This window comes from Rhodopseudomonas faecalis (assembly GCF_003217325.1).
GTDB classification, from domain to species: Bacteria; Pseudomonadota; Alphaproteobacteria; order Rhizobiales; family Xanthobacteraceae; genus Rhodopseudomonas; species Rhodopseudomonas faecalis.
The window spans coordinates 39,236-59,191 of sequence record NZ_QJTI01000005.1 but is presented as its reverse complement, the minus strand read 5'-3'; the positions used below and the strand labels follow the sequence as shown (position 1 = coordinate 59,191).

Here is a 19,956-nt window from a genome sequence, read left to right as displayed (position 1 = left end):
CGCGCCGCCGCGGCTCGGCCGGCTAGCGGTCGAACCAGCCGCGGGCGTCGCCGGTGAAGGAATAATACAGGCCAGCGCCGGTCAGCGCGCAGGAAATGGTCTCGATCAGATTGTCGAGTTGCAGCCCGCTGTCGCTGATCAACTGGAACAGCGACAGCACCGACAGTGCCAGCGACACCACCAGCAGCCAGCGCGCCCAGTTGCGCCGATCCTCGGAGGCGATCCGCACCAGATAGACCAGCGTCAGGATCAACGCCGCGGCGATCAGATGCGCCATCATGATCACGTCGCTGCCGATCGTCGCGGTCGGCGTGCGATCCTGAAACGCCACCGACAGCGCGTCGAGACCGAGCGAGGCGTACAGCAACGCTGCAAACAGACGCACATTCCGGGGAAGCGGCATCGCTAATCCTTCGGGAATTCCAGCCCCATCTCGCGATAGCGGCTGGGATCGTCGCCCCAATTCTCACGCACTTTGACGAACAGGAACAGATGCACCGGCTGTTCCAGGATTTCCGCAAGTTCCTTACGCGCTTCGGCGCCGATCGCCTTGATGGTGGCGCCGCCCTTGCCGAGCACGATTTTGCGCTGGCTGTCGCGCTCGACAAAGATGGTCTGCTCGATCCGCACCGAGCCGTCATTGCGGTCCTGCCACGTATCGGTTTCGACCGTGGACTGATACGGCAGCTCCTGGTGCAAAAACCGATAGATCTTCTCACGGGTGATCTCGGCGGCGAGCTGGCGCATCGGCGCGTCCGACATCTGGTCTTCCGGATAATGGAACGGCCCGGGCGGCAGCCGCTTGGCGAGCGCGCCGCGCAGATCGTCAACGCCATCGCCCGACAGCGCCGAGATCATAAAAGTCTGCTCGAAATCGAGCCGCTCATTGGCTTTCTGCGCCAGCGCCAAGAGCTTGTCGCGCGGCACCAGATCGATCTTGTTGAGCACCAGGAATTTGGGATGCTTGACCTCGGCGAGCTTGGTCAGGATCGCATCGGCCTCATCATTGATGCCGGCGCGGGCGTCGAGCAGCACGCACACCATGTCGGCGTCATAGGCGCCGCTCCAGGCGGTGTTGACCATGGCGCGGTCGAGCCGGCGCTTGGGCTGAAAAATGCCGGGCGTATCGACCAGAATGATCTGGCAATTGTCCTCGATCACGATGCCGCGGATCAGCGCGCGCGTAGTCTGCACCTTGCGCGACACGATGGTGACCTTGGAGCCGACCAGGGCGTTGACCAGCGTCGACTTGCCGACATTGGGCGCGCCGATCAGGGCGACGAAGCCGCAGCGCGTTTCGGCGGTGTTGGCACCGCTGGTGTCGGTGTCGTTGGTATCTTCAGCCACTGCTGACCCCTTCCCGCGCCAACATCGCTGACGCTGCCTCTTTTTCTGCGACGCGCTTGCTGCTGCCGATTCCTTCCGCGGGCATCAGCCCGGGCAGTTCGACGGCAACGCGGAACCTGGGATCGTGATCCGGCCCGGTGCGCTCGACTTCGCGATAGACCGGCGTCGGCAGACCCTGCGCTTGCGCCCATTCCTGCAGCATGGTTTTCGGATCGCGCAGCGGCCGTGACGGCTTGCGCATCCGTTCAATCCAGTTGCGCTCGATAAACTCCGCGGCGACCGCATAGCCACCGTCGAGATAGACCGCGCCGATCACCGCCTCGCAAATGTCGCCAAGCACGGATTTGCGCAGGCGCGCGCCCGCGCCGGCGCCAACCGCGCCAAGCTTGATCGCTTCCAACAGGCCGAGCGACTGCGCGACATCGGCGCAGGTTTCCTTGCGCACCAGTTCAGCGAGCCGTTTCGACAGCTCGCCCTCGTCGGCCTTTGGAAAGGCCCGGTACAGCATGTCGGATACCACGAGCCCGAGCACGTGGTCGCCGAGAAATTCCAGCCGCTGATAGCTGTCGTAGCGATTGCCGGATGAGCGCAGCGCCGACACATGGGTGAAGGCGGTCGCCAGCAGCGCCGGGTCCTTGAACGCATGGCCGATCCGGCCTTCGATCGCAGCCATCGCCGCTTTGGCGTCAGCCTTGCTGCGGCGCTTGTTGCGGCCGGCAGCCGCTTCACCCAGTGCGGCCTCGGCGCTCGGCGTCTGTTCTAGGCTCGCATCGGGATCGATAGTGGTCGGGCCCGCCGTCATCGCACGATGGTGAACAACCGATTCCAGCGCACCGCAACCGGCCAGCGCCAGATCTGCCAGGCTTGTTCGCCCTCCGCGATCGAGAAGAAGATCATCTGCGCACGGCCGATGATGTTGTCGAACGGCACGTAGCCGACCGCCGACAGCACCCGGCTGTCGGTGGAATTGTCACGGTTGTCGCCCATCATGAAGAAATGGCCGGGCGGCACGGTGTAGACATTGGTGTTGTCGTAAAAGCCGTTATCAACGCAATCGAGCGTTTCGTAGCTGACGCCGTTCGGCAGCGTTTCCTTCCAGCGCCGCACCCTCGCGTTGATGTCGCTGCCGCACGGATCTTCGCCGACATAGTCGGTGAGCCGCTCGCGCGCCACCGGGGCTTCGTTGATGTAGAGCTGGCCTTCGCGCATCTGGATGCGGTCGCCCGGCAAGCCGATCACGCGCTTGATGTAATCGGTGGAGTCGTCCTTCGGCAGCCGGAACACCACCACGTCGCCGCGGTTCGGCTCCGAGCCAAAGATGCGTCCCGAGAACAACGGCGGCGACAGCGGCATCGAATAGCGGCTGTATCCATAGGTGTATTTGGAGACGAACAGATAGTCGCCGACCAGCAGCGTCGATTTCATCGAGCCGGACGGAATGTTGAACGGCTGGAACAGTACGGTGCGGATCACCAGCGCGATGATCAAAGCGTGGATGATGACGCGGATGGTTTCGCCGAAGCCGCCTTCTGATTTCGTCCCGGAACTCACGCTCATCGCTTTCCGATTCCTGTCGCGTCGCCGCGCAGCGCCAAAATTCTCAACAGAAGCCAATTGCTTCGCGATGAGAGGGTGAACGGGGCGAATACCTTCGCCCGCGGGCGCCGGTTGTCGCCGAACCTGGCTCGCCCAGATTCCCGCGGGTTTTAGACTGTTGCGGGTCACCGCGCAATCAAGGCTGACGCGAGGTGACCGCAACTGCATGGCATATCAGTCGTTTATGACTGTGGCCCGGGGCCGGTAGCGGTGACGGCCGTTGCCGCGGGCACCGCCGAAATGATCACAAAGGCTTGCGCCAGCGGCCAATCATCGGTGATCGACAAATCAATGCGGGCCTCGCAACCGGGCGGGGTCAAGGCATCAAGCCGCGCCTTGGCACCGCCGGTCAGTTGCATGGTCGGCCGGCCGCCCGGCAGGTTGACCACCCCCATATCGCGCCACCACACCCCATGGCGGATGCCGGTGCCGAGCGCCTTGGCACAGGCCTCCTTGGCGGCGAAGCGCTTGGCGTAGGTCGCCACCACCATTTTGTCGTTGGCGGCGCGTCTGGCCGCCTTGGCCTGTTCCTGCGGCGTGAACACCCGGTTCAGGAAGCGCTCGCCATGGCGCTCGATCACCTGCCCGACCCGGCGGATGTCGATCAGGTCGGAGCCGATGCCGATGATCATGCCGACGCCTCGAGCGTGGCACGGCCGCGATCCATCGCCGCGCGCATCAGACGCACGCTATTGCCAAGACCGATGAACAGCGCCTCGCCCATGATGTGGAAGCCGATATTGAGTTCCGCGATCTGCGGCAGCGCGGCGATCTGCTCCGCGGTAGCGTAGTCGAGACCATGGCCGGCATGGACTTCGAGCCCGACGCTCTGCGCCAGCGCGGCGCCAGCGACGATGCGCTGCCACTCGGCTTCCGCCTTGGCGCGATTGCCGCTGTCGATGGCATCGCACCAGGTTCCGGTATGAATCTCGATCACCGGCGCTTTCACCGCGGCGGCGGTCTCGATCTGCGCCGGATCGGCGGCGATGAACAGCGACACCCGGATGCCGGCATCGTTGAAACGGGCAATCGCGGGCGCGAGATGATCGCGCTGGCCGACCACGTCGAGCCCGCCTTCGGTGGTCAGTTCCTGGCGTCGCTCCGGCACGAGGCAGACCGCGTGCGGTTTGGTTTTGAGCGCGATCGCCACCATCTCGTCGGTCACGCCCATCTCGAAATTGAGCGGCTTGGAAATCTCCGCCTTGAGGCGCGCCATGTCGGCGTCGCGGATATGGCGACGGTCCTCGCGCAGATGGGCGGTGATGCCGTCGGCACCGGCCTCGATCGCCGCCAGCGCCGCGCGCACCGGATCCGGATGCTTGCCGCCGCGTGCATTGCGCAGCGTGGCGATGTGATCGACGTTGACTCCGAGACGGAGCGCGGGAGCTTTCGGCATGGCAGACTCGCGGCAGGCTATTTTGGAAGAGTAGGAAGACTTAGCCGTTCACACGCTCGACCTGGGCGACCACGTCCTTGGCACGGAGCTGGGCGATGATCGCGCTCAGATGCTTCAGATCGTAGACTTCAAGGTCGATGGTGAGTTCGGTGAAATCGGGCGAGCGCCGGCTCATATTGATATTATCGATATTGCCGTCGTGTTCGGCGATCACGCTGGCGATCTGTGCCAGGCTGCCGGGCTCATTGACGTTTTGCACAAACAGCCGCGCCGGGAAGCGCTGCGGCGTGGTTTCGTCAATATCCCATTTCACGTCGATCCAGCGTTCCGGCATCTCCTCGAAATCTTTCAGCGCCGGAGATTGGATCGGATAGATGGTGATGCCCTCGCCCGGGGTCACGATGCCGACGATGCGATCGCCGGGCACCGCGCCGCCATTGGGCGCGAATTTGACCGGAAGGCTGGAGTTGATCCCCAGGATCGGGACCACCGAAGGCGCGCGCGGCGGCAGCACCTTGTCGGTTGAGGCGTCTTTCTTGCCGGCGAAGCGGCCGACCCGTTCTTCCTTGTAGTCTGGATACATGGCGCGGGCGACGTCGGCAGCGCGCAGTTCGCCGCGACCGACCGAGGCCATCACCTCTTCGATCGAGCTGCGTGCCAGGCGCGGCAGCGCGCCCTTCAGCTTGTCGTCGGCGTATTCGATCTTCACGCGCGCAAACAGCCGCTCGACGATCCGGCGGCCGAGCGCAGCGAACTGATCGCGCACCGCCGCTCGGGTGGCACGGCGGATCGCGGCGCGCGCCTTGCCGGTGACCGCCAGCGTTTCCCAGGCCGAGGGCGGCGCCGACTGCGCCGACGAGGTCAAGACTTCCACTTCGTCGCCGTTCTGCAGCTCGGAAGCGAGCGGCGCGAACTTGCCGTTGATCTTGCCGCCAACCGCCGAGTTGCCGACATCGGTATGCACCGCATAGGCGAAGTCGATGATGTTGGCGTGCCGTGGCAGCGCGATCAGCTTGCCCTTGGGGGTGAAGCAGAACACCTGGTCGTGGAACAGTTCGAGCTTGGTGTGCTCCAAAAACTCTTCCGGATTGGAGGCTTCCGACAGCAGTTCGATGGTACGGCGCAGCCAGGCGAAGGCGTTCGATTCGCGCTTCAACAGTTCGGTCGGCGAGCCGGCCCCGTCCTTGTACAGGGCGTGGGCGGCGATGCCGATCTCGGCGATCTGGTCCATCTCCTCGGTGCGCAGCTGCAGTTCGACGCGCTGCTGGGTCGGGCCGATCACCGTGGTGTGGATCGAGCGATAATCGTTCTGCTTCGGGGTCGAGATGTAGTCCTTGAAGCGGCCGGGCACGACCGGCCAGGTGGTGTGCACCACCCCGAGCGCGCGGTAGCAGGCCTCGATATCCTTGAGGATGACGCGAAACCCATAGATGTCGGACAATTGCTCGAAGCCGACCGATTTACGCTCCATCTTGGTCCAGATCGAGAATGGTCGTTTGCGCCGACCGAACACCCGGGCGGTGATGCCGTTCTGCAGGAGATTGGCGGTGAGCTGGCTTTCGATCTCGCCGATCAGATTGCGGTTGCGGTCGGCGAGCGCGTCCAGTCGCTGCATCACCACCGTATAGGCTTCAGGATTGAGCGTGCGGAACGCCAGATCCTCCAGCTCCTCGCGTATCTCGTGCATACCCATGCGCGCGGCGAGCGGGGCATAGATATCGAGCGTCTCCTCCGCGATCCGCTGCCGCGAGGCCGGCGGCACGAATTCCAGCGTGCGCATATTGTGCAGCCGGTCGGCGAGCTTGATCAGCAGCACCCGGACGTCGTTGGAGATGGCGAGCAGCAGCTTGCGCAGGTTTTCGGCCTGCTTGGCTTCGCGCGACACCAGTTCCAGCCGCTTGAGCTTGGTCAGCCCCTCGACCAGCGCACCGATCTCCTGACCGAAGATGTTGTCGATCTCGGTGCGGGTGGCCTCGGTGTCCTCGATGGTGTCGTGCAGCAGCGCGGCGACGATGGTGGCGTCGTCCAGCTTGAGAGTGGTGAGAATCGCCGCGACTTCGAGCGGATGGGAGAAATACGGGTCGCCCGAGGCCCGGGTCTGCTCGCCATGGGCCATCATGGCGTAGACATAAGCGCGGTTCAGCAGGTCTTCGTCGGTGTTCGGATTGTAGGACCGCACCCGATCGACCAGATCGTATTGCCGCATCATTTTCGGCCGCGAGGCACGCTTGGCCGCCGCGGGTTGCGCCGCGGCATCTGCAGCAGCTTCCATCTGCTTGTTGTTGCGGCGCGATGACGCCATCGAATCACTACCTCATCACCGCGTTCCGCATGGAACCGCGGATTGTGCCGGCTGGCCGATTGAGGACTTCCCGTTGGCCGTGAGCGCGACCGACACGCGGGCGCTCAACCAAAATGAAGCAAAGTCAATGCCTTCGGCGATTATGACGCGCGTTCCGCCGGCGGGCCGATCGGCCGGCAGCGGCGAATGCGAATGTTCCAACAGTAAAACGTTTTGCGGTGATGTGAAGCCGTTTCGCATCAAAACCTCGCGGTTGAGTGAGATGGCCGCACCGCATCGCAGCAAAACCGGACCGACACCGCGATCGCCGCGCTGCCAACCAGGTTCCCGACGCCGAAAAACAAAACGGCCCGGAGGGTTTCCGGACCGTTGTTGAATTCTTGGATGAGAGCGAGCGCCCTACTCGTCTTCCTCGGGCTGCTCTTCCGGCGGCGTCAGTCCTTCCAGGCCGCGCAGCAACTCTTCCTCGGTCATGCGATCGACCGCAACCTCGGTGTCGTCGGCATCGACGGTGGCGCCGGCGGAGCCGATCAGCGGCACGGTGTCCGGCTCGGGCTCATCGACTTCCACGAACTTCTGCAGCGAATGCACCAGCTCTTCGCGCAGGTCTTCCGGCGAAATCGTCTGTTCGGCGATTTCTCGCAACGAAACGACCGGATTTTTGTCATTGTCTCGGTCGATCGTCAGCGGCGAACCCGACGAGATCATCCGAGCGCGGTGCGCAGCCAGAAGAACCAGGTCGAACCGGTTGTCGACCTTGTCAATACAATCTTCCACGGTGACGCGCGCCATCGACTGTCGCTCCGTTAAGTCAGGGACCGAATATGCGGGTTATCTCCGCTAGGTATAGAGGGACAACGAAATGCGCAAGAACCAATTTGCCCCAGCGCCCCAAGTCCCCTTTCAGGCGGCCGATCGCGGGTGCGCAATGTTGGACGGCCCCTGCGACGAAGCGCCCCGGTGTGGATTTGATCAAAACCGAAGGCGAGACGGGTAAACAACGGTAAAGTTATTTGCTAGCGACGCTCGATCCGCGATCAATGTGCTGAGCGATTACGCGCATCAATAACAACACTGCCGTTCCCATTTTGGAATGCCGGCTTGCTGCCGTGCCAAAAACCTACAACAAACGTGAGAAAACTTGATGTCTGCTTCTAATAAAATCGCACTCTTCATTGATGGAGCAAATCTTTACGCAACCGCGAAAACTCTCGGTTTTGACATCGATTACAAGCGTCTTCTCAAGGAATTTCAGAGCCGCGGCACGCTGGTCCGGGCGTTCTACTACACCGCGATCATCGAAGATCAGGAATATTCGTCGATCCGGCCGCTGATCGACTGGCTCGACTATAACGGCTACACCGTGGTCACCAAGGCCACCAAGGAATTCATCGACGCCTCCGGCCGCCGCAAGGTCAAAGGCAACATGGACATCGAGCTGGCGGTCGACGCCATGGAGCTCGCCGAGCACATTGACCAGATGGTGCTGTTCTCCGGCGATGGCGATTTCCGTTCGCTGGTCGAAGCGGTGCAGCGCCGCGGCGTGCGCGTCACGGTGATCTCGACCATTGCCAGCCAGCCGCCGATGATCGCCGATGAACTGCGCCGTCAGGCCGACGTGTTCACCGATTTGGTCGAATTGCAGTCCAAGCTCGGCCGCGATCCCGCCGAACGGCCGGCACCGCGTGAACCGCGCCACCACACGCCGCAATTCCTGCAGCGGCCCGCCACCGTTCCGACCCGCCAGGTTGAGGACGAATTCGAGGACTGATTGCCTCCGCCGGCGCTTGCCGCCAATCTGGCCTCATCATGACTGCCAAATCCTCGGCTTGCCCGGCCGCCTTATGCGAGCCGGGCCGCGATTGTCCGCTTTGTCCGCGTCTGGCCGCCTTCCGTGAGGAAGCGCGCCAGCGCGAACCGGGCTGGTTCAACGCGCCGGTGCCGTCCTTTGGCGACGCCGATGCCCGGCTGTTGATCGTCGGGCTGGCACCGGGGCTGCAGGGCGCGAATCGTACTGGGCGGCCGTTCACCGGCGACTATGCCGGCGACCTGCTGTACGCGACCTTGCTGGAATACGGATTTGCCGCCGGGCAGTATCAGGCGCGGCCCGATGACGGGCTGAAACTGCTCGGCTGCCGGATCAGCAATGCGGTGCGCTGCGTGCCGCCTCAGAACAAGCCGCTGCCGCTGGAAATCAACACCTGCCGCCAGTTTTTGACGCAGACCATCGCCGGCATGGCCAAGCTGCGCGCGATCGTGGCGCTCGGCCGGATCGCCCATGATTCCACGGTGAAAGCGCTCAATCTGCGCGCCAAAGAGGCGCCGTTCGGCCACGGCGCGGTCCATGACGCCGGCCACTACCGGTTATATGACAGCTACCACTGCTCGCGCTACAACACCAATACCGGGGTATTGACCCCGGCCATGTTCCGAGCGGTGTTTTCCAAGGTGCGCGCCGATCTGGAGCGCTGAACGGCGCAGCGGCCGAGCACCTCTTGCGCTCAGCCCCTCGCCCGCAACAGCCGGCCCTTTTCGCGGCCCCAGTCGCGCTTCTTGGCGGTCTCGCGCTTGTCGTGCAGCTTCTTACCCTTGGCGAGCGCCAGCAGCAGCTTGGCCCGGCCACGCTCGTTGAAATACAGCTTGAGCGGAATCAGCGTCATGCCCTCGCGCTCGACCGCCGCCATCAGCTTGTTGATCTGCTTGCGGTGCAGCAGCAGTTTGCGCGGCCGCTTCGGCTCGTGGTTGAAGCGGTTGGCCTGTAGATATTCCGGAATATTCGCGTTGATCAGCCAAATCTCGCCGTTGCGGGAATCGGCATAGGATTCCGCGATCGTGCTCTTGCCGCCGCGAACCGACTTGACCTCGGTGCCGGTCAGCTCGATGCCGGCCTCGACGGTATCGTCGATCGCATAATTGAACCGCGCCTTGCGATTCTCGGCGACCACTTTGATGGGGCGTTCGTTTTTCTCGGCCATCGCACTCGGCTTACGGGTGTCGGCTCAATGTAGGCGCATCGCCGCGGCGGTCAACGCCGCGGGCACCAGCACAGCTCTGTTGGCTCAAGCGCCCGCCTCTGGCCGGCGGTGCGGGCGGCGGGCCAAGGTTGATCAGTTGATCAACCCGGCATCGACCATGGCGGCCCGGATCACCTTGCCGGTCGGCTCGGTGACCGGCAAGAGCGGCAGCCGCACCTCTTCCTTGAGGCGGCCGAGCAGCGCGAGGCCATGCTTGGCGCCAGCCAGACCCGGCTCCTTGAACACTGCATCATGCAGCGGCACCAACCGGTCCTGGATCTGCAACGCGCCGGCATAGTCGCCCTTGGCGACCGCAGTCATCAGCTCCGAGCACAGTTTTGGGGCGATGTTGGACACCACCGAAATGCAGCCATGGCCGCCAGCCGCCATGTAGGCCAGCGCGGTCATGTCCTCACCGGACATCTGGATGAAATCCGGCCCCATCGCCTGACGCTGCTGCGACACCCGGGCGAGATTGCCGGTGGCGTCCTTGACGCCGACAATGTTCTTCAGTTCGAACAGCCGGCTCATGGTGTCGACCGACATGTCGACCACCGAACGCGGCGGAATGTTGTAGATGATGATCGGAATGCCGATCGCGTCGTTCACCGCCTTGAAGTGCTGGTACATGCCTTCCTGGGTCGGCTTGTTGTAGTACGGCGTCACCACCAGCGCGGCGTCGGCGCCGGCGCGATCAGCATGGCGCGCCAGTTCGATCGCCTCGCGGGTCGAGTTCGATCCGGCGCCGGCGATCACCGGCACCCGGCCCTTGGCCTCCTCGATGCACCACTCCACCACCTTGTGGTGTTCCTCGTGGCTCAGCGTTGGGCTCTCGCCAGTGGTGCCGACCGGCACCAGGCCATGGGTCCCCTGCTCGATCTGCCAGTTGACCAGCTTGCGGAACGCCTCTTCATCGAGCGAACCATTCTTGAAAGGCGTGACCAGGGCGGTGAAAGACCCCCGGATTCTGCTGGTGTCGGCCAAAGCTGTTCTCCTGACTCAATTCGCGGCCTGGACAAGCCGTCGTCGCGTGCTGCTGTGTGTTGGGCGTGTCATACCGAGTCTGGTGCGGCGACGAAAGGTCCTGTCGGCCGCAGCCGGATCAGCCTTTGGCCTTCCAGGCGGCATAGCGCGCCTTGGTCTCGGCGTTCATGGGGTACAGACCCGGCAGCATGGCACCGGCGTTGACCTCGCCGACGATCCAGGCCTCCATGCGCTCCTGCTCCTCGCCCTCGGCGACCACATAGTCGAGCAAGGCCTGCGGAATCAGCACCACGCCGTCCTGATCGGCGACCACCACGTCGTTCGGAAGCACCGCCACACCGCCGCAGCCGATCGGCTCACCCCAGCCGACAAAGGTCAGCCCGGCAACCGAGGGCGGCGCCGCGGCGCCATTGCACCACACCGGCAGCCCGGTGCCGAGCACGCCCTCCAGATCGCGCACCACGCCGTCGGTGACCAAGGCAGCAATGCCGCGCTTCACCATGCGCGCGCACAGGATGTCACCAAAGATGCCGGCGTCGCTGACGCCCATGGCATCGACCACGGCGATCGCGCCCTCCGGCATCGCTTCGATCGCCGCCCGGGTCGAGATCGGCGACGACCAGGATTCTGGCGTGGCGAGATCTTCGCGCGCCGGCACGAAGCGCAGCGTGAACGCCTCGCCGACCAGGCGCGGTTGCCCGGGACGGAGCGGCCGCGCGCCGCGCATCCAGACATTGCGTAGTCCTTTCTTGAGCAGCACCGTGGTGATGGTGGCGGTGGAAACGCGCGTGAGGATGGCCTTGGCTTCGGCGGACAGCGGCATGGATGGTCTCCCGATCCGAACTGTGGGCGCGGCATCTTCACCGGCGCCGTCGCGGCGTCAAGCCGCATCCGGTCGAAGCCATCGCTCGAAACTGATCATACGGGCATCTATCAGCGCGGCTTATCGCTAACCTCGCTGCGCACTTATGCCCACAGCGCGTTGTTCACGCCATGTGCGATCTGGATTTTGCGGCCTCGCGAAACCAGCTAAGAGAACTGATCCCAACGCGCTGGAGTTTTATGACCGCACCGCTTGCTCCACCTCGCATCCTGCTCAGCGGTGATACCGCGGTGACGGTCGAGTTCGGCCGCACGATCGATTTCGCTGCCAATCAGCGCGTGCTGGCGCTCGACCGCGCGCTCAGTGCGCAGCCGATTGCCGGCGTGCGCGAGACGGTGCCGACTTATCGCTCGCTGCTGGTGCATTACGATCCCGAACTGATCGCATTCGATGAGCTCAGCGCCAAGCTGACCGCGTTGGCCCAGGCGCCCCCGATCTCCGCAGCCAATGACACACGGCATTGGCGCATTCCGGTGTGCTACGGCGGCGAGCATGGCATCGATCTCGAACCTGCGGCACAGAAGCTCGGCCTTGCTGCTGACGAGCTGATCCGGCGCCATGCCGCCGGACATTATCAGGTGGCGATGATCGGTTTTACGCCGGGCTGGTCCTATCTCTCGGGCCTTGATCCCACGCTGGCACTGCCGCGCCACCAGAATCCGCGGCTCGCGACGCCCGCTGGCGCGGTGTCGATCGGCGGCGTGCAAGCGGGCATCCAATGTCTCGCCGGACCGAGCGGCTGGCATTTGTTAGGTCGCACGCCGGTGCGCACCTATCAGTTACAGCGCACGCCGGTGTTCCTGCTCGAACCGGGCGATGCCATCCATTTTGTGCCAATCGATGCCAAGCGATTCGATGAGCTCGACCGCGCGGCGGCGGCGGGCGAACAGGTCGCGGAGCGGATCAAGCCATGAGCCGGCTGGTGATCGACAGTATCGGTCCGGCGAGTTCGGTGCAGGATGCCGGGCGGCCCGGCGCGCAGCGCTATGGCCTGCCGCCAAGCGGCGCCATGGATCTGCTGTCTCTGGCGGTCGCCAACACGCTGCTCGGCAATGCGCCGTTCGCGGCGGCGATCGAAATCGGACCGCTCGGCGCCACCTTCACCGCGCAGGATGGCGCCGTGCGGGTTGCGATCGCGGGTGCAGCGCGCGCGGTGGAGCTGGCCGGCCAGCCGGTGATCATGCCGCGCAGCGTGATGCTCAAGCCCGGCGAAAGCCTCAAACTCGGCGCGGCGCGCGGCGGGGTGTTTTCGTATCTCGCGATCGAAGGCGGCATTGTGGGCGAGCCAAGTTTTGGCAGCCTCGCGGTCCATGCGCGCGCCGGGCTCGGCTCGCCGTATCCGCGGCCTTTGCAGAGCGGCGATAGTATCGACGCGCCTGATGCACTCCCTCGGGCGGAACTGACGCTGAACTGGCCGCAAGCTCCGGAAGCGCCGATCCGGATCGTGCTCGGCCCGCAGCACGATGAATTCAGCGACGCGGTGCCGCTGCTGCTGGACAGCGAATGGACGGTGTCGGCGGCGTCCGACCGGATGGGCTACCGGCTGGAAGGCCCGACACTCAGCCATCATCACGGCCACAACATCGTGTCCGACGGCACCGTCAATGGCAGCATTCAGGTGCCCGGCAACGGCCAGCCGATCGTGCTGATGCCCGACCGCGGCACCACCGGCGGCTACCCCAAAATCGCCACGGTGATCAGCGCCGATCTCGGCCGGCTGGCACAGATCCCGCCGGGCTGCAAGTTCCGGTTTGAAGCGGTGGAGATCGCAACGGCTCAGCAACACTACCGGGCCATGATGCGGCTGATCCGCGCGCTGCCTTCCCAGCTGCAACCCGTGCGAGCCGCGTTCAATCTCGAAGCGCTGCATCACGCCAATGTGGCGGGCATGGCCATTAGCGCCTTCGACGATTGATCATGACTGATATGGTTGCGCGCTATGCGCGACTTTAACTGCTGAACCTGCAGCCAAGCTGCGTGGTTACTTTGGGATGGATTCGACGGCATGAGCACCACCATCGATCTGAACTGCGATCTCGGCGAAGGGTTTGGGCCCTGGGAGATGGGCAACGACGCGGCGATGATCAAACTCGCCACCAGCGTCAATGTCGCCTGCGGTTTCCATGCCGGCGACGCCGACATCATGCATCGCACCGTAAAACTGGCGAAGGCACGCGGCGTCAGCGTTGGCGCTCATCCCGGTTTCCGCGATCTGCACGGCTTTGGCCGCCGGCCGGTGCCCGGCATCACCGCCGCCGAGATCGAGAATCTGGTCGCTTATCAGGTCGGCGCGTTGCAGGCGGTGGCCGCGCTCGCCGGCTATCAGGTCACCCATGTCAAAGCGCATGGCGCGCTGTCCAATGTCGCCTGCGAGGACGATATGACCGCGCGCGCGATCGCTGCGGCGATCAAGGCGGTTGATCGCAATCTGGTCTTCGTGGTGCTGGCGAGTTCTAAATTGGCAAGCGCCGGGGAAGCGGCCGGGCTGACGCTGGCCCATGAAGTATTCGCTGACCGCGCCTATGAGGATGACGCCACGCTGGTGTCGCGCAAGAAGCCGGGCGCGGTGTTGCATGATCCTGAGCTGATTGCCGAGCGCGTGCTGCGCATGGTGCAACACGGCAGCGTGGTGACCGTGACCGGCAAGGAGATCAAGCTGCGCGCCGACACGGTCTGCATCCATGGCGATACCGATGGCGCGATCGAGATCGCCCGGCAATTGCGGCAGCGCTTGCAGCAGGCTGGTGTGACGGTGGCGCCATTCGCCCGGCCGTGAGCCTCGGCGCAGCCAGCTTATCAGCCAGCTTAGAACGAATGCGGCGACGGCATGCCGAACGCGATCGCGGCGATCACCGCGAGCGCTGCATAAGGCAGCAGCCAATCGACCTGCCTGCGCAGCCAAGCGGCGCGGCCAGCCCAATCAGAACTGATCTCCAGCGATGTCTGGCGCATGATCCTGCTCCGGTGCGGTTTCCAGGCCACAACAACAGCGGATTGCAGGCTCCGGCAATCGCTGCGGAAAAATAACGACGCCACCCCTGCCAAGGTTCGCTTTTTGGGGGATTTCTTTCCCGAGGCGGCCCCGGCGCAGCAAAATCCTTCGCCGGTCAAAAGGCGGCGATGCCCTTGTCAAGCGCGGTGATCAAGGCTAGCTGCTGCCGATCAACCCGGACAGAACAGATCATGGAACAGGCGGCCGCGCCCAAAGTCAGCTTCGTCTCGCTCGGATGCCCCAAGGCCTTGGTGGATTCCGAGCGCATCATTACAAGGCTGCGCGCCGAAGGCTATGAGCTGGCCCGCAAGCACAACGGCGCCGATTTGGTGATCGTCAACACCTGCGGCTTTCTCGACAGCGCCAAGAAAGAGTCGCTGGAGGCGATCGGCGCGGCGATGGCCGAAAACGGCAAGGTGATCGTCACCGGCTGTATGGGCGCCGAGCCCGAGCAGATCGAAGCCGCCTATCCGAATGTGCTGTCGATCACCGGGCCGCAGCAATATGAAAACGTGCTGCAGGCCGTGCACCGCGCGCTGCCGCCGCGCCATGATCCGCATCTCGATCTTTTGCCGCCGCAGGGCATCAAGCTGACGCCGCGGCACTACGCGTATTTGAAGATTTCCGAAGGCTGCAACAACCGCTGCATGTTCTGCATCATCCCAAAGCTGCGCGGCGATCTGGTGTCCCGCCCCGCGGCCGAGGTGCTGCGCGAGGCGGAGAAGCTGGTGGCGGCCGGCGTCAAGGAATTGCTGGTGGTGTCGCAGGACACCTCGGCCTATGGCGTCGATCTGAAATACGCGACCAGCCCGTGGCAGGACCGCGAGGTGCGCGCGCGCTTCTTCGATCTGGCGCGCGAGCTTGGGGAACTCGGTGCTTGGGTGCGGCTGCAATACGTCTACCCCTACCCGCATGTCGATGAGGTGATCGAGCTGATGACCGCGGGCAAGGTGCTGCCCTATCTCGACATCCCGTTCCAGCACGCCTCGACCTCGGTACTGACGCGGATGAAGCGGCCGGCCGCGCAGGACAAGACGCTGCAGCGCATCAAGGCCTGGCGCGCGGCCTGCCCCGATCTGACGCTGCGCTCGACCTTCATCGTCGGCTTTCCCGGCGAGACCGAACAGGAATTTGCCGAACTGCTCGACTGGCTCGAGGAAGTCGAGATCGACCGGCTCGGCGCGTTCAAATATGAGCCGGTGGCCGGCGCGGCGTCCAACGCTCTGCCCGATCAGGTCAGCGACGAGGTCAAGAGCGAGCGCTGGAACGCGCTGATGGCGCGCCAGCAGAAGATTTCGGCGCGGCGCATGAAGCGCAAGGTCGGCACGCGCCAGCAAGTGATTGTGGACGAAGTCGGTCCCAGCGGCGCCAAAGGCCGCTCCAAGGCCGATGCGCCGGAGATCGACGGCAACGTCTTTCTCAGCAGCCGCCGCCCGCTGCGGGTCGGCGAGATCGTCACCGCCAAGATCGAGCGCGCCGACGCTTACGATCTGTACGGCACTGTGTCGGGTTTCTGAGGCGGTCGCACGCGCCTCGCACTAACAGCATCACGCGCTGGCGCCATGGCCCAGCGCGTGGTGTCGAACCGTTACGGCTTGAGGATCGAGGCGCCGGTGGTGGCGCGGCTTTCCAGATCGATATGGGCCTTGGCCGCGTCTTTCAGCGCATAGGCATGGTTGATCTGGATGCGCAGTTTTCCGCCGATGATCGCCGAAAACAGCGTGTCGGCGCCTTCGATCAGTTCGGCGCGGGTGCCGATGTAATCGTTGAGTTTTGGCCGGGTCGCAAACAGCGAGCCGTGCGTGTTCAGCTCGGCGAGCGCGAATGGCGGCACCGGGCCGGACGCATTGCCGAACGATACGAACAGACCGCGCGGCCGGATGCAGGACAATGAGCCGGGGAACGTGGTTTTGCCGACGCCGTCATAGACCACGTCGCACAATTCGTTGCGGCTGATCTGCTTCACCCGCGCCACGAAATCTTCTTCGGTATAGACGATCACGTGATCGCAGCCGGCGGCTTCCGCCATTTCAGCCTTGGCGCGCGAGCCGACCGTGCCGATCACATGGGCGCCGAGCGCCCGCGCCCATTGGCACGCCAGCAGGCCGATGCCGCCCGCCGCGGCATGGATCAGCACGCGATGGCCGGGGCCGACCTGAAAGGTTTTGTGCAGCAGATACCAGACGGTGAGGCCCTTCAGCATCAACACCGCGCCCTGCTCATAGGTGATGTGGTCGGGCAGCTTCACCAGCCGGTCGGCGGCGATGTTGCGCTGCGTGGCATAGGCGCCGAGATTAGTGTAATAGGCGACCCGGTCGCCCGGATGAAAATTGGTGACGCCGGGCCCGACCTCGGTCACCTCGCCCGCGGCTTCATTGCCGACGATGAACGGCAGTCCGGGCGCCTTATACAGCCCGGTGCGGTAGTAGACGTCGATGAAGTTGAGGCCGACCGCGTGCTGCTTGATGCGCACCTCGCCAGGCCCCGGCTCTGGCAAATCGATTGCCTCATAGACCAGAGCCTCCGGTCCTCCGACCTTGTGGACCTGCACCGCCTTCGTCATTCCGTCCCTCCTGCGATCGTCGGAGCCAAAGCCATCGCCGCTTGGTTGTCAACTCACTCGGACGGCGCCGTGCTGGTCTGCTGCTGACGTTGCCGTGCTCGCTTGCGGTTGCGACTCGCCAGCACGTTGAAGAATTCAACCGAGACCGAGAACGCGATCGCGAAATAGATGTAAGCGCGCGGGATGTGGAATTTGAAACCGTCCGCAACCAGCGCCACGCCGATCATCACCAGAAACGCCAGCGCCAGCATCTTGGTGGTGGGATGATTGCTGACAAACCGCGCGACCGGCCCGGACGACAGGTACATCACCACCATGGCGATGATCACCGCGGCGATCATGATCGGCAGGTCGCGTGCCATGCCGATCGCGGTGATGATCGAGTCGACCGAGAACACCAGATCGATCACCACAATCTGCGCGAGCACCAACATGAACGCGGTGCGTCCGGTGCTGGGCGCCGGCTCATCGTCATCGGCATCGACTTCGGCGTGGATTTCGTGGGTCGCCTTGGCGATCAGGAACAGGCCGCCGGCAATCAGGATGATGTCGCGCCAGGAGAAACCATACTCGCCGATCCGGATCACATCCTCGGTGAGACCGATCAGCCAGACCAGCACACTGAGCAGCGCGATCCGGAACACCAGCGCCAGCGTCAGCCCGATCTGCCGCGCCCGCTTGGCCTGCCGCGGCGGAATCCGCGCCACGATCACCGACAGGAAGATGACATTGTCGATGCCGAGCACGATTTCCAGCGCCGTCAGCGTCAGGAGCGCAGCCCAAGCTTCCGGGCTGGTCAGTAGTTCCATCATTGGCGGCGGCCTTTCAGCATGCGTATCACGAGGTCGGCAAACATCACGTACAGCGCGATCGAGCACAGCACGATCTGCACCGGCGCACCGACCTCAAAATCCTTGAACATGGTCCACCCGGCGAGCAAAGCCCAGATCGCGATCAGCGCCAGATTGAGCCAGCGCCAGCGTTGCACGCGGACCGGGTGAATCACATGAAACGGCACGAAGGTCAGCACGATCAAAGCGGCGATCGCAACACTGGCCGCCACCGGCGGCGGCTGCAGCAGGAACAGGTAGAACGCCGCCGCGTTCCACAGCGCCGGGAAACCGCGGAAATGGTGGTCGTCACATTTCATGCGCTGATCGGCGAAATACATCGCGCTGGTCACCACGATACCGACCCCGAGCAGCGGCCCGATGATCGGCAGCAGCAAGCCGCTGGCGACGATCGCGTAAGCGGGCACGAACACGTAAGTGAGGAAATCGACCACCAGGTCGAGCACCTCGCCCGACCAGTTCGGCTGCAAGCGCTGCACATTGAGCCAGCGCGCCAGCGGCCCGTCGATGCCATCGACCAGGAGCGCCACGCCGAGCCAGACGAACATGCCGACCCAATGGGCCCGCACCGCCTCGAACAGCGCCAGCAGCGCCAACCCGGCGCCGAACGCGGTCAGCCAGTGCACGGCAAGCGCCGCCGCGCGCATGGTGCGCGAATCGGACGGCGGTGCTGGCGGATCAGGCATCGTCATGAGGAATCGTGCTTATCAGGAATGACCGGCCCCTGCCTACCAGGACCGGAACCGGACGCGGCAGCGTGGCACTTGAAAAAGTCGGCGGCGGCGTCAAATGTGTGGCATGAGCGACATTCTTCCCCAGCCCGACCATTTCGATGTCATGGTGATCGGCGGCGGTCCGGCCGGCGTCGCCGCCGCCATTGCCATTGCATCCACCGGGGCCTCGACCGCGCTGATCGCGCGGCGACTGCCCTATGGCGACAACCGCACCACCGCTCTGCTCGGCGATTCGATCGACCTGCTCGACCGGATCGACGTCTGGCGGCGCTGCACCAGCAAGTCCGCGGCGCTGCGGGTGATGCGTCTGGTGGATGATACCGACCGCCTGATCCGGGCGCCCGAAGTGGCATTCCGCGCTGAGGAAATCGGCCTCGACGCGTTCGGCTACAATATCGAGAACCGCCATCTGATGGTGGCGCTCGAGGAGCGCGCCGACGAACTGCCGCATCTGATCCGGTTCGACGACGAAGCGGAGATCGTCAGCCCGGAAGAAACCGCGGTGGCGGTCAGCACCCGGCAAGGCCGGCTGTTGTCGGCGGCGCTGGTGGTCGGCGCCGATGGCCGCAAATCGCTATGCCGCGACGCCGCCGGCATTTCGGTGTCGCGCAAGTTGCTGCCGCAGGCGGCGCTGACCTTCAATGTCAGCCACAACCGGCCGCACCGTAACGTCTCGACCGAATTCCACACCAGCGCCGGCCCGTGCGTGTTCGTGCCGCTGCCGGGACGCAATTCCAGCGTGGTCTGGGTGATGCAGCCGCGCGACGCCGAACGGATGCTGGCGCTCAGCGATGACGAGCTGGCGGCCGCCGCGGAAAAGCAGTCGCATTCGATCCTCGGCAAGATCACCGTGCAGCCCGGCCGCAACCTGTTTCCGCTGTCGTTCGAGCGGCCGCAGCACTTCGCCAGCAAGCGCATCGCGCTGGTCGGCGAAGCGGCCCATGTGGTGCCGCCGATCGGCGCCCAAGGGCTGAACATGGGGCTGCGCGACGCCGGTGCGCTCGCGGACATCGTGCGCGAGGCGCGCGAGCGCGGCGACGATCTCGGCAGCCCGGCGGTGCTACAGCGCTTTGAGAGCGCGCGGCGCGGCGATATTAACGGCCGTTCGATGGTGATCGACCTCGTCAATCGCTCGCTGCTCAGCGACCTGTTGCCGGTGCAGGCGGCGCGCGCGTTCGGCCTGCACCTGCTCAGCGGCGTCGGCGTGCTGCGGCGGCTGGCGATGCGCGAGGGACTGGCGATGGCGTGGCGGCCCGGGCGGCGTTAAGCCGCCCGCCCGTCTCGTCAAGTCTAT

At 64.4% G+C, this 19,956-nt stretch carries 22 protein-coding genes; 7 read left to right on the top strand and 15 right to left on the bottom strand.

The annotated features are described in order from the left end of the window. Nucleotides 1-22 precede the first annotated feature (22 nt). The 8 genes from BJ122_RS05970 to rpoZ form a co-directional block, all read right to left on the bottom strand. Nucleotides 23-403, bottom strand: a complete 381-nt coding sequence (locus BJ122_RS05970; RefSeq protein ID WP_027277257.1) for a hypothetical protein — start codon at nucleotides 401-403, stop codon at nucleotides 23-25. 2 nt (nucleotides 404-405) lie between these two features. Then, nucleotides 406-1,347, bottom strand: coding sequence for a GTPase Era (gene era / locus BJ122_RS05965; protein ID WP_110780209.1), 942 nt, complete (start codon nucleotides 1,345-1,347; stop codon nucleotides 406-408). Then, entirely contained in the window at nucleotides 1,340-2,149 is an 810-nt protein-coding gene (gene rnc / locus BJ122_RS05960; protein WP_110780208.1) for a ribonuclease III, read from the bottom strand. Before rnc ends, era begins: the two co-directional genes overlap by 8 nt. Beyond that, nucleotides 2,146-2,904, bottom strand: a complete 759-nt coding sequence (lepB, locus tag BJ122_RS05955) for a signal peptidase I (RefSeq protein ID WP_110780207.1) — start codon at nucleotides 2,902-2,904, stop codon at nucleotides 2,146-2,148. Before lepB ends, rnc begins: the two co-directional genes overlap by 4 nt. Before the next feature lie 221 nt (nucleotides 2,905-3,125). Further along, entirely contained in the window at nucleotides 3,126-3,575 is a 450-nt protein-coding gene (gene acpS, locus BJ122_RS05950; protein ID WP_110780206.1) for a holo-ACP synthase, read from the bottom strand. After that, nucleotides 3,572-4,339 carry a pyridoxine 5'-phosphate synthase gene (locus BJ122_RS05945; RefSeq protein ID WP_110780205.1) on the bottom strand — a complete coding sequence of 256 codons (768 nt, stop codon included), beginning with the start codon at nucleotides 4,337-4,339 and terminating at the stop codon, nucleotides 3,572-3,574. Before BJ122_RS05945 ends, acpS begins: the two co-directional genes overlap by 4 nt. 40 nt (nucleotides 4,340-4,379) lie before the next feature. After that, nucleotides 4,380-6,641: a RelA/SpoT family protein gene (locus BJ122_RS05940; RefSeq protein WP_110780204.1), complete on the bottom strand. Its 2,262-nt coding sequence runs from the start codon at nucleotides 6,639-6,641 to the stop codon at nucleotides 4,380-4,382. Between the two features lie 399 nt (nucleotides 6,642-7,040). Further along, a complete protein-coding gene (gene rpoZ / locus BJ122_RS05935; RefSeq protein WP_027277263.1) occupies nucleotides 7,041-7,433 on the bottom strand; it encodes a DNA-directed RNA polymerase subunit omega in 393 nt (130 codons plus the stop codon). A 349-nt stretch (nucleotides 7,434-7,782) separates the two neighbouring features. Here rpoZ and BJ122_RS05930 point away from each other — a divergent pair, with 349 nt between their 5' ends. Then, nucleotides 7,783-8,412: a LabA-like NYN domain-containing protein gene (locus tag BJ122_RS05930; RefSeq protein ID WP_027277264.1), complete on the top strand. Its 630-nt coding sequence runs from the start codon at nucleotides 7,783-7,785 to the stop codon at nucleotides 8,410-8,412. A 38-nt stretch (nucleotides 8,413-8,450) separates the two neighbouring features. Beyond that, nucleotides 8,451-9,113: a uracil-DNA glycosylase gene (locus tag BJ122_RS05925; RefSeq protein ID WP_110780203.1), complete on the top strand. Its 663-nt coding sequence runs from the start codon at nucleotides 8,451-8,453 to the stop codon at nucleotides 9,111-9,113. Nucleotides 9,114-9,142: 29 nt separating this feature from the next. Here the strand turns inward: BJ122_RS05925 and smpB are convergent, their stop codons facing one another. The 3 genes from smpB to BJ122_RS05910 form a co-directional block, all read right to left on the bottom strand. Further along, nucleotides 9,143-9,616: an SsrA-binding protein SmpB gene (smpB, locus tag BJ122_RS05920; protein ID WP_110780202.1), complete on the bottom strand. Its 474-nt coding sequence runs from the start codon at nucleotides 9,614-9,616 to the stop codon at nucleotides 9,143-9,145. 132 nt (nucleotides 9,617-9,748) lie between these two features. Further along, entirely contained in the window at nucleotides 9,749-10,639 is an 891-nt protein-coding gene (dapA, locus tag BJ122_RS05915) for a 4-hydroxy-tetrahydrodipicolinate synthase (RefSeq protein ID WP_110780201.1), read from the bottom strand. Between the two features lie 118 nt (nucleotides 10,640-10,757). Next, entirely contained in the window at nucleotides 10,758-11,462 is a 705-nt protein-coding gene (locus BJ122_RS05910) for a ribonuclease activity regulator RraA (RefSeq protein ID WP_110780200.1), read from the bottom strand. Between the two features lie 239 nt (nucleotides 11,463-11,701). Between BJ122_RS05910 and pxpB the strand changes: the two genes are divergently transcribed. The 3 genes from pxpB (at nucleotide 11,702) to BJ122_RS05895 (ending at nucleotide 14,298) form a co-directional block, all read left to right on the top strand. Next, on the top strand, nucleotides 11,702-12,436 hold the full coding sequence (gene pxpB / locus BJ122_RS05905; RefSeq protein ID WP_110780199.1) for a 5-oxoprolinase subunit PxpB: 735 nt from the start codon (nucleotides 11,702-11,704) through the stop codon (nucleotides 12,434-12,436). Further along, nucleotides 12,433-13,437: a 5-oxoprolinase subunit C family protein gene (locus tag BJ122_RS05900; protein WP_110780198.1), complete on the top strand. Its 1,005-nt coding sequence runs from the start codon at nucleotides 12,433-12,435 to the stop codon at nucleotides 13,435-13,437. The genes pxpB and BJ122_RS05900 overlap by 4 nt, the downstream gene beginning before the upstream one ends. 90 nt (nucleotides 13,438-13,527) lie before the next feature. Further along, on the top strand, nucleotides 13,528-14,298 hold the full coding sequence (locus BJ122_RS05895; RefSeq protein ID WP_110780197.1) for a LamB/YcsF family protein: 771 nt from the start codon (nucleotides 13,528-13,530) through the stop codon (nucleotides 14,296-14,298). A gap of 29 nt (nucleotides 14,299-14,327) precedes the next feature. On the opposite strand, the gene BJ122_RS19190 is transcribed toward BJ122_RS05895, so the two are convergent. After that, nucleotides 14,328-14,474, bottom strand: coding sequence for a hypothetical protein (locus BJ122_RS19190; protein WP_161631923.1), 147 nt, complete (start codon nucleotides 14,472-14,474; stop codon nucleotides 14,328-14,330). 231 nt (nucleotides 14,475-14,705) lie between these two features. Between BJ122_RS19190 and rimO the strand changes: the two genes are divergently transcribed. Further along, the gene (rimO, locus tag BJ122_RS05890) at nucleotides 14,706-16,031 is read left to right on the top strand and encodes a 30S ribosomal protein S12 methylthiotransferase RimO (RefSeq protein ID WP_110780196.1); all 1,326 of its coding nucleotides are present in this window, start codon (nucleotides 14,706-14,708) and stop codon (nucleotides 16,029-16,031) included. Nucleotides 16,032-16,102: 71 nt separating this feature from the next. On the opposite strand, the gene BJ122_RS05885 is transcribed toward rimO, so the two are convergent. Genes BJ122_RS05885 through pcsA form a run of 3 tightly spaced genes read right to left on the bottom strand, consistent with a single transcriptional unit; the run spans nucleotide 16,103 to nucleotide 18,620 of the window. Then, a complete protein-coding gene (locus tag BJ122_RS05885) occupies nucleotides 16,103-17,077 on the bottom strand; it encodes a quinone oxidoreductase family protein (protein ID WP_110780195.1) in 975 nt (324 codons plus the stop codon). A 53-nt stretch (nucleotides 17,078-17,130) separates the two neighbouring features. Continuing rightward, nucleotides 17,131-17,889: a TerC family protein gene (locus BJ122_RS05880; protein WP_110780194.1), complete on the bottom strand. Its 759-nt coding sequence runs from the start codon at nucleotides 17,887-17,889 to the stop codon at nucleotides 17,131-17,133. Then, nucleotides 17,886-18,620, bottom strand: a complete 735-nt coding sequence (gene pcsA, locus BJ122_RS05875) for a phosphatidylcholine synthase (RefSeq protein WP_110780193.1) — start codon at nucleotides 18,618-18,620, stop codon at nucleotides 17,886-17,888. Before pcsA ends, BJ122_RS05880 begins: the two co-directional genes overlap by 4 nt. 106 nt (nucleotides 18,621-18,726) lie before the next feature. Between pcsA and BJ122_RS05870 the strand changes: the two genes are divergently transcribed. After that, nucleotides 18,727-19,929, top strand: a complete 1,203-nt coding sequence (locus BJ122_RS05870; RefSeq protein WP_110780192.1) for a UbiH/UbiF family hydroxylase — start codon at nucleotides 18,727-18,729, stop codon at nucleotides 19,927-19,929. Nucleotides 19,930-19,956: the final 27 nt, after the last annotated feature.

Coding starts and splice junctions, on each gene's coding strand:
- smpB (WP_110780202.1), bottom strand. CDS start 9,616: ATGGCCGAGAAAAACGAACGCCCCATCAAAGTGGTCGCCGAGAATCGC.
- pcsA (WP_110780193.1), bottom strand. CDS start 18,620: ATGACGATGCCTGATCCGCCAGCACCGCCGTCCGATTCGCGCACCATG.
- BJ122_RS05870 (WP_110780192.1), top strand. CDS start 18,727: ATGAGCGACATTCTTCCCCAGCCCGACCATTTCGATGTCATGGTGATC.
- BJ122_RS05940 (WP_110780204.1), bottom strand. CDS start 6,641: ATGGCGTCATCGCGCCGCAACAACAAGCAGATGGAAGCTGCTGCAGAT.
- BJ122_RS05880 (WP_110780194.1), bottom strand. CDS start 17,889: ATGATGGAACTACTGACCAGCCCGGAAGCTTGGGCTGCGCTCCTGACG.
- BJ122_RS05910 (WP_110780200.1), bottom strand. CDS start 11,462: ATGCCGCTGTCCGCCGAAGCCAAGGCCATCCTCACGCGCGTTTCCACC.
- BJ122_RS19190 (WP_161631923.1), bottom strand. CDS start 14,474: ATGCGCCAGACATCGCTGGAGATCAGTTCTGATTGGGCTGGCCGCGCC.
- rnc (WP_110780208.1), bottom strand. CDS start 2,149: ATGACGGCGGGCCCGACCACTATCGATCCCGATGCGAGCCTAGAACAG.
- BJ122_RS05895 (WP_110780197.1), top strand. CDS start 13,528: ATGAGCACCACCATCGATCTGAACTGCGATCTCGGCGAAGGGTTTGGG.
- lepB (WP_110780207.1), bottom strand. CDS start 2,904: ATGAGCGTGAGTTCCGGGACGAAATCAGAAGGCGGCTTCGGCGAAACC.
- BJ122_RS05925 (WP_110780203.1), top strand. CDS start 8,451: ATGACTGCCAAATCCTCGGCTTGCCCGGCCGCCTTATGCGAGCCGGGC.
- acpS (WP_110780206.1), bottom strand. CDS start 3,575: ATGATCATCGGCATCGGCTCCGACCTGATCGACATCCGCCGGGTCGGG.
- BJ122_RS05885 (WP_110780195.1), bottom strand. CDS start 17,077: ATGACGAAGGCGGTGCAGGTCCACAAGGTCGGAGGACCGGAGGCTCTG.
- rimO (WP_110780196.1), top strand. CDS start 14,706: ATGGAACAGGCGGCCGCGCCCAAAGTCAGCTTCGTCTCGCTCGGATGC.
- BJ122_RS05970 (WP_027277257.1), bottom strand. CDS start 403: ATGCCGCTTCCCCGGAATGTGCGTCTGTTTGCAGCGTTGCTGTACGCC.
- BJ122_RS05945 (WP_110780205.1), bottom strand. CDS start 4,339: ATGCCGAAAGCTCCCGCGCTCCGTCTCGGAGTCAACGTCGATCACATC.
- BJ122_RS05900 (WP_110780198.1), top strand. CDS start 12,433: ATGAGCCGGCTGGTGATCGACAGTATCGGTCCGGCGAGTTCGGTGCAG.
- pxpB (WP_110780199.1), top strand. CDS start 11,702: ATGACCGCACCGCTTGCTCCACCTCGCATCCTGCTCAGCGGTGATACC.
- rpoZ (WP_027277263.1), bottom strand. CDS start 7,433: ATGGCGCGCGTCACCGTGGAAGATTGTATTGACAAGGTCGACAACCGG.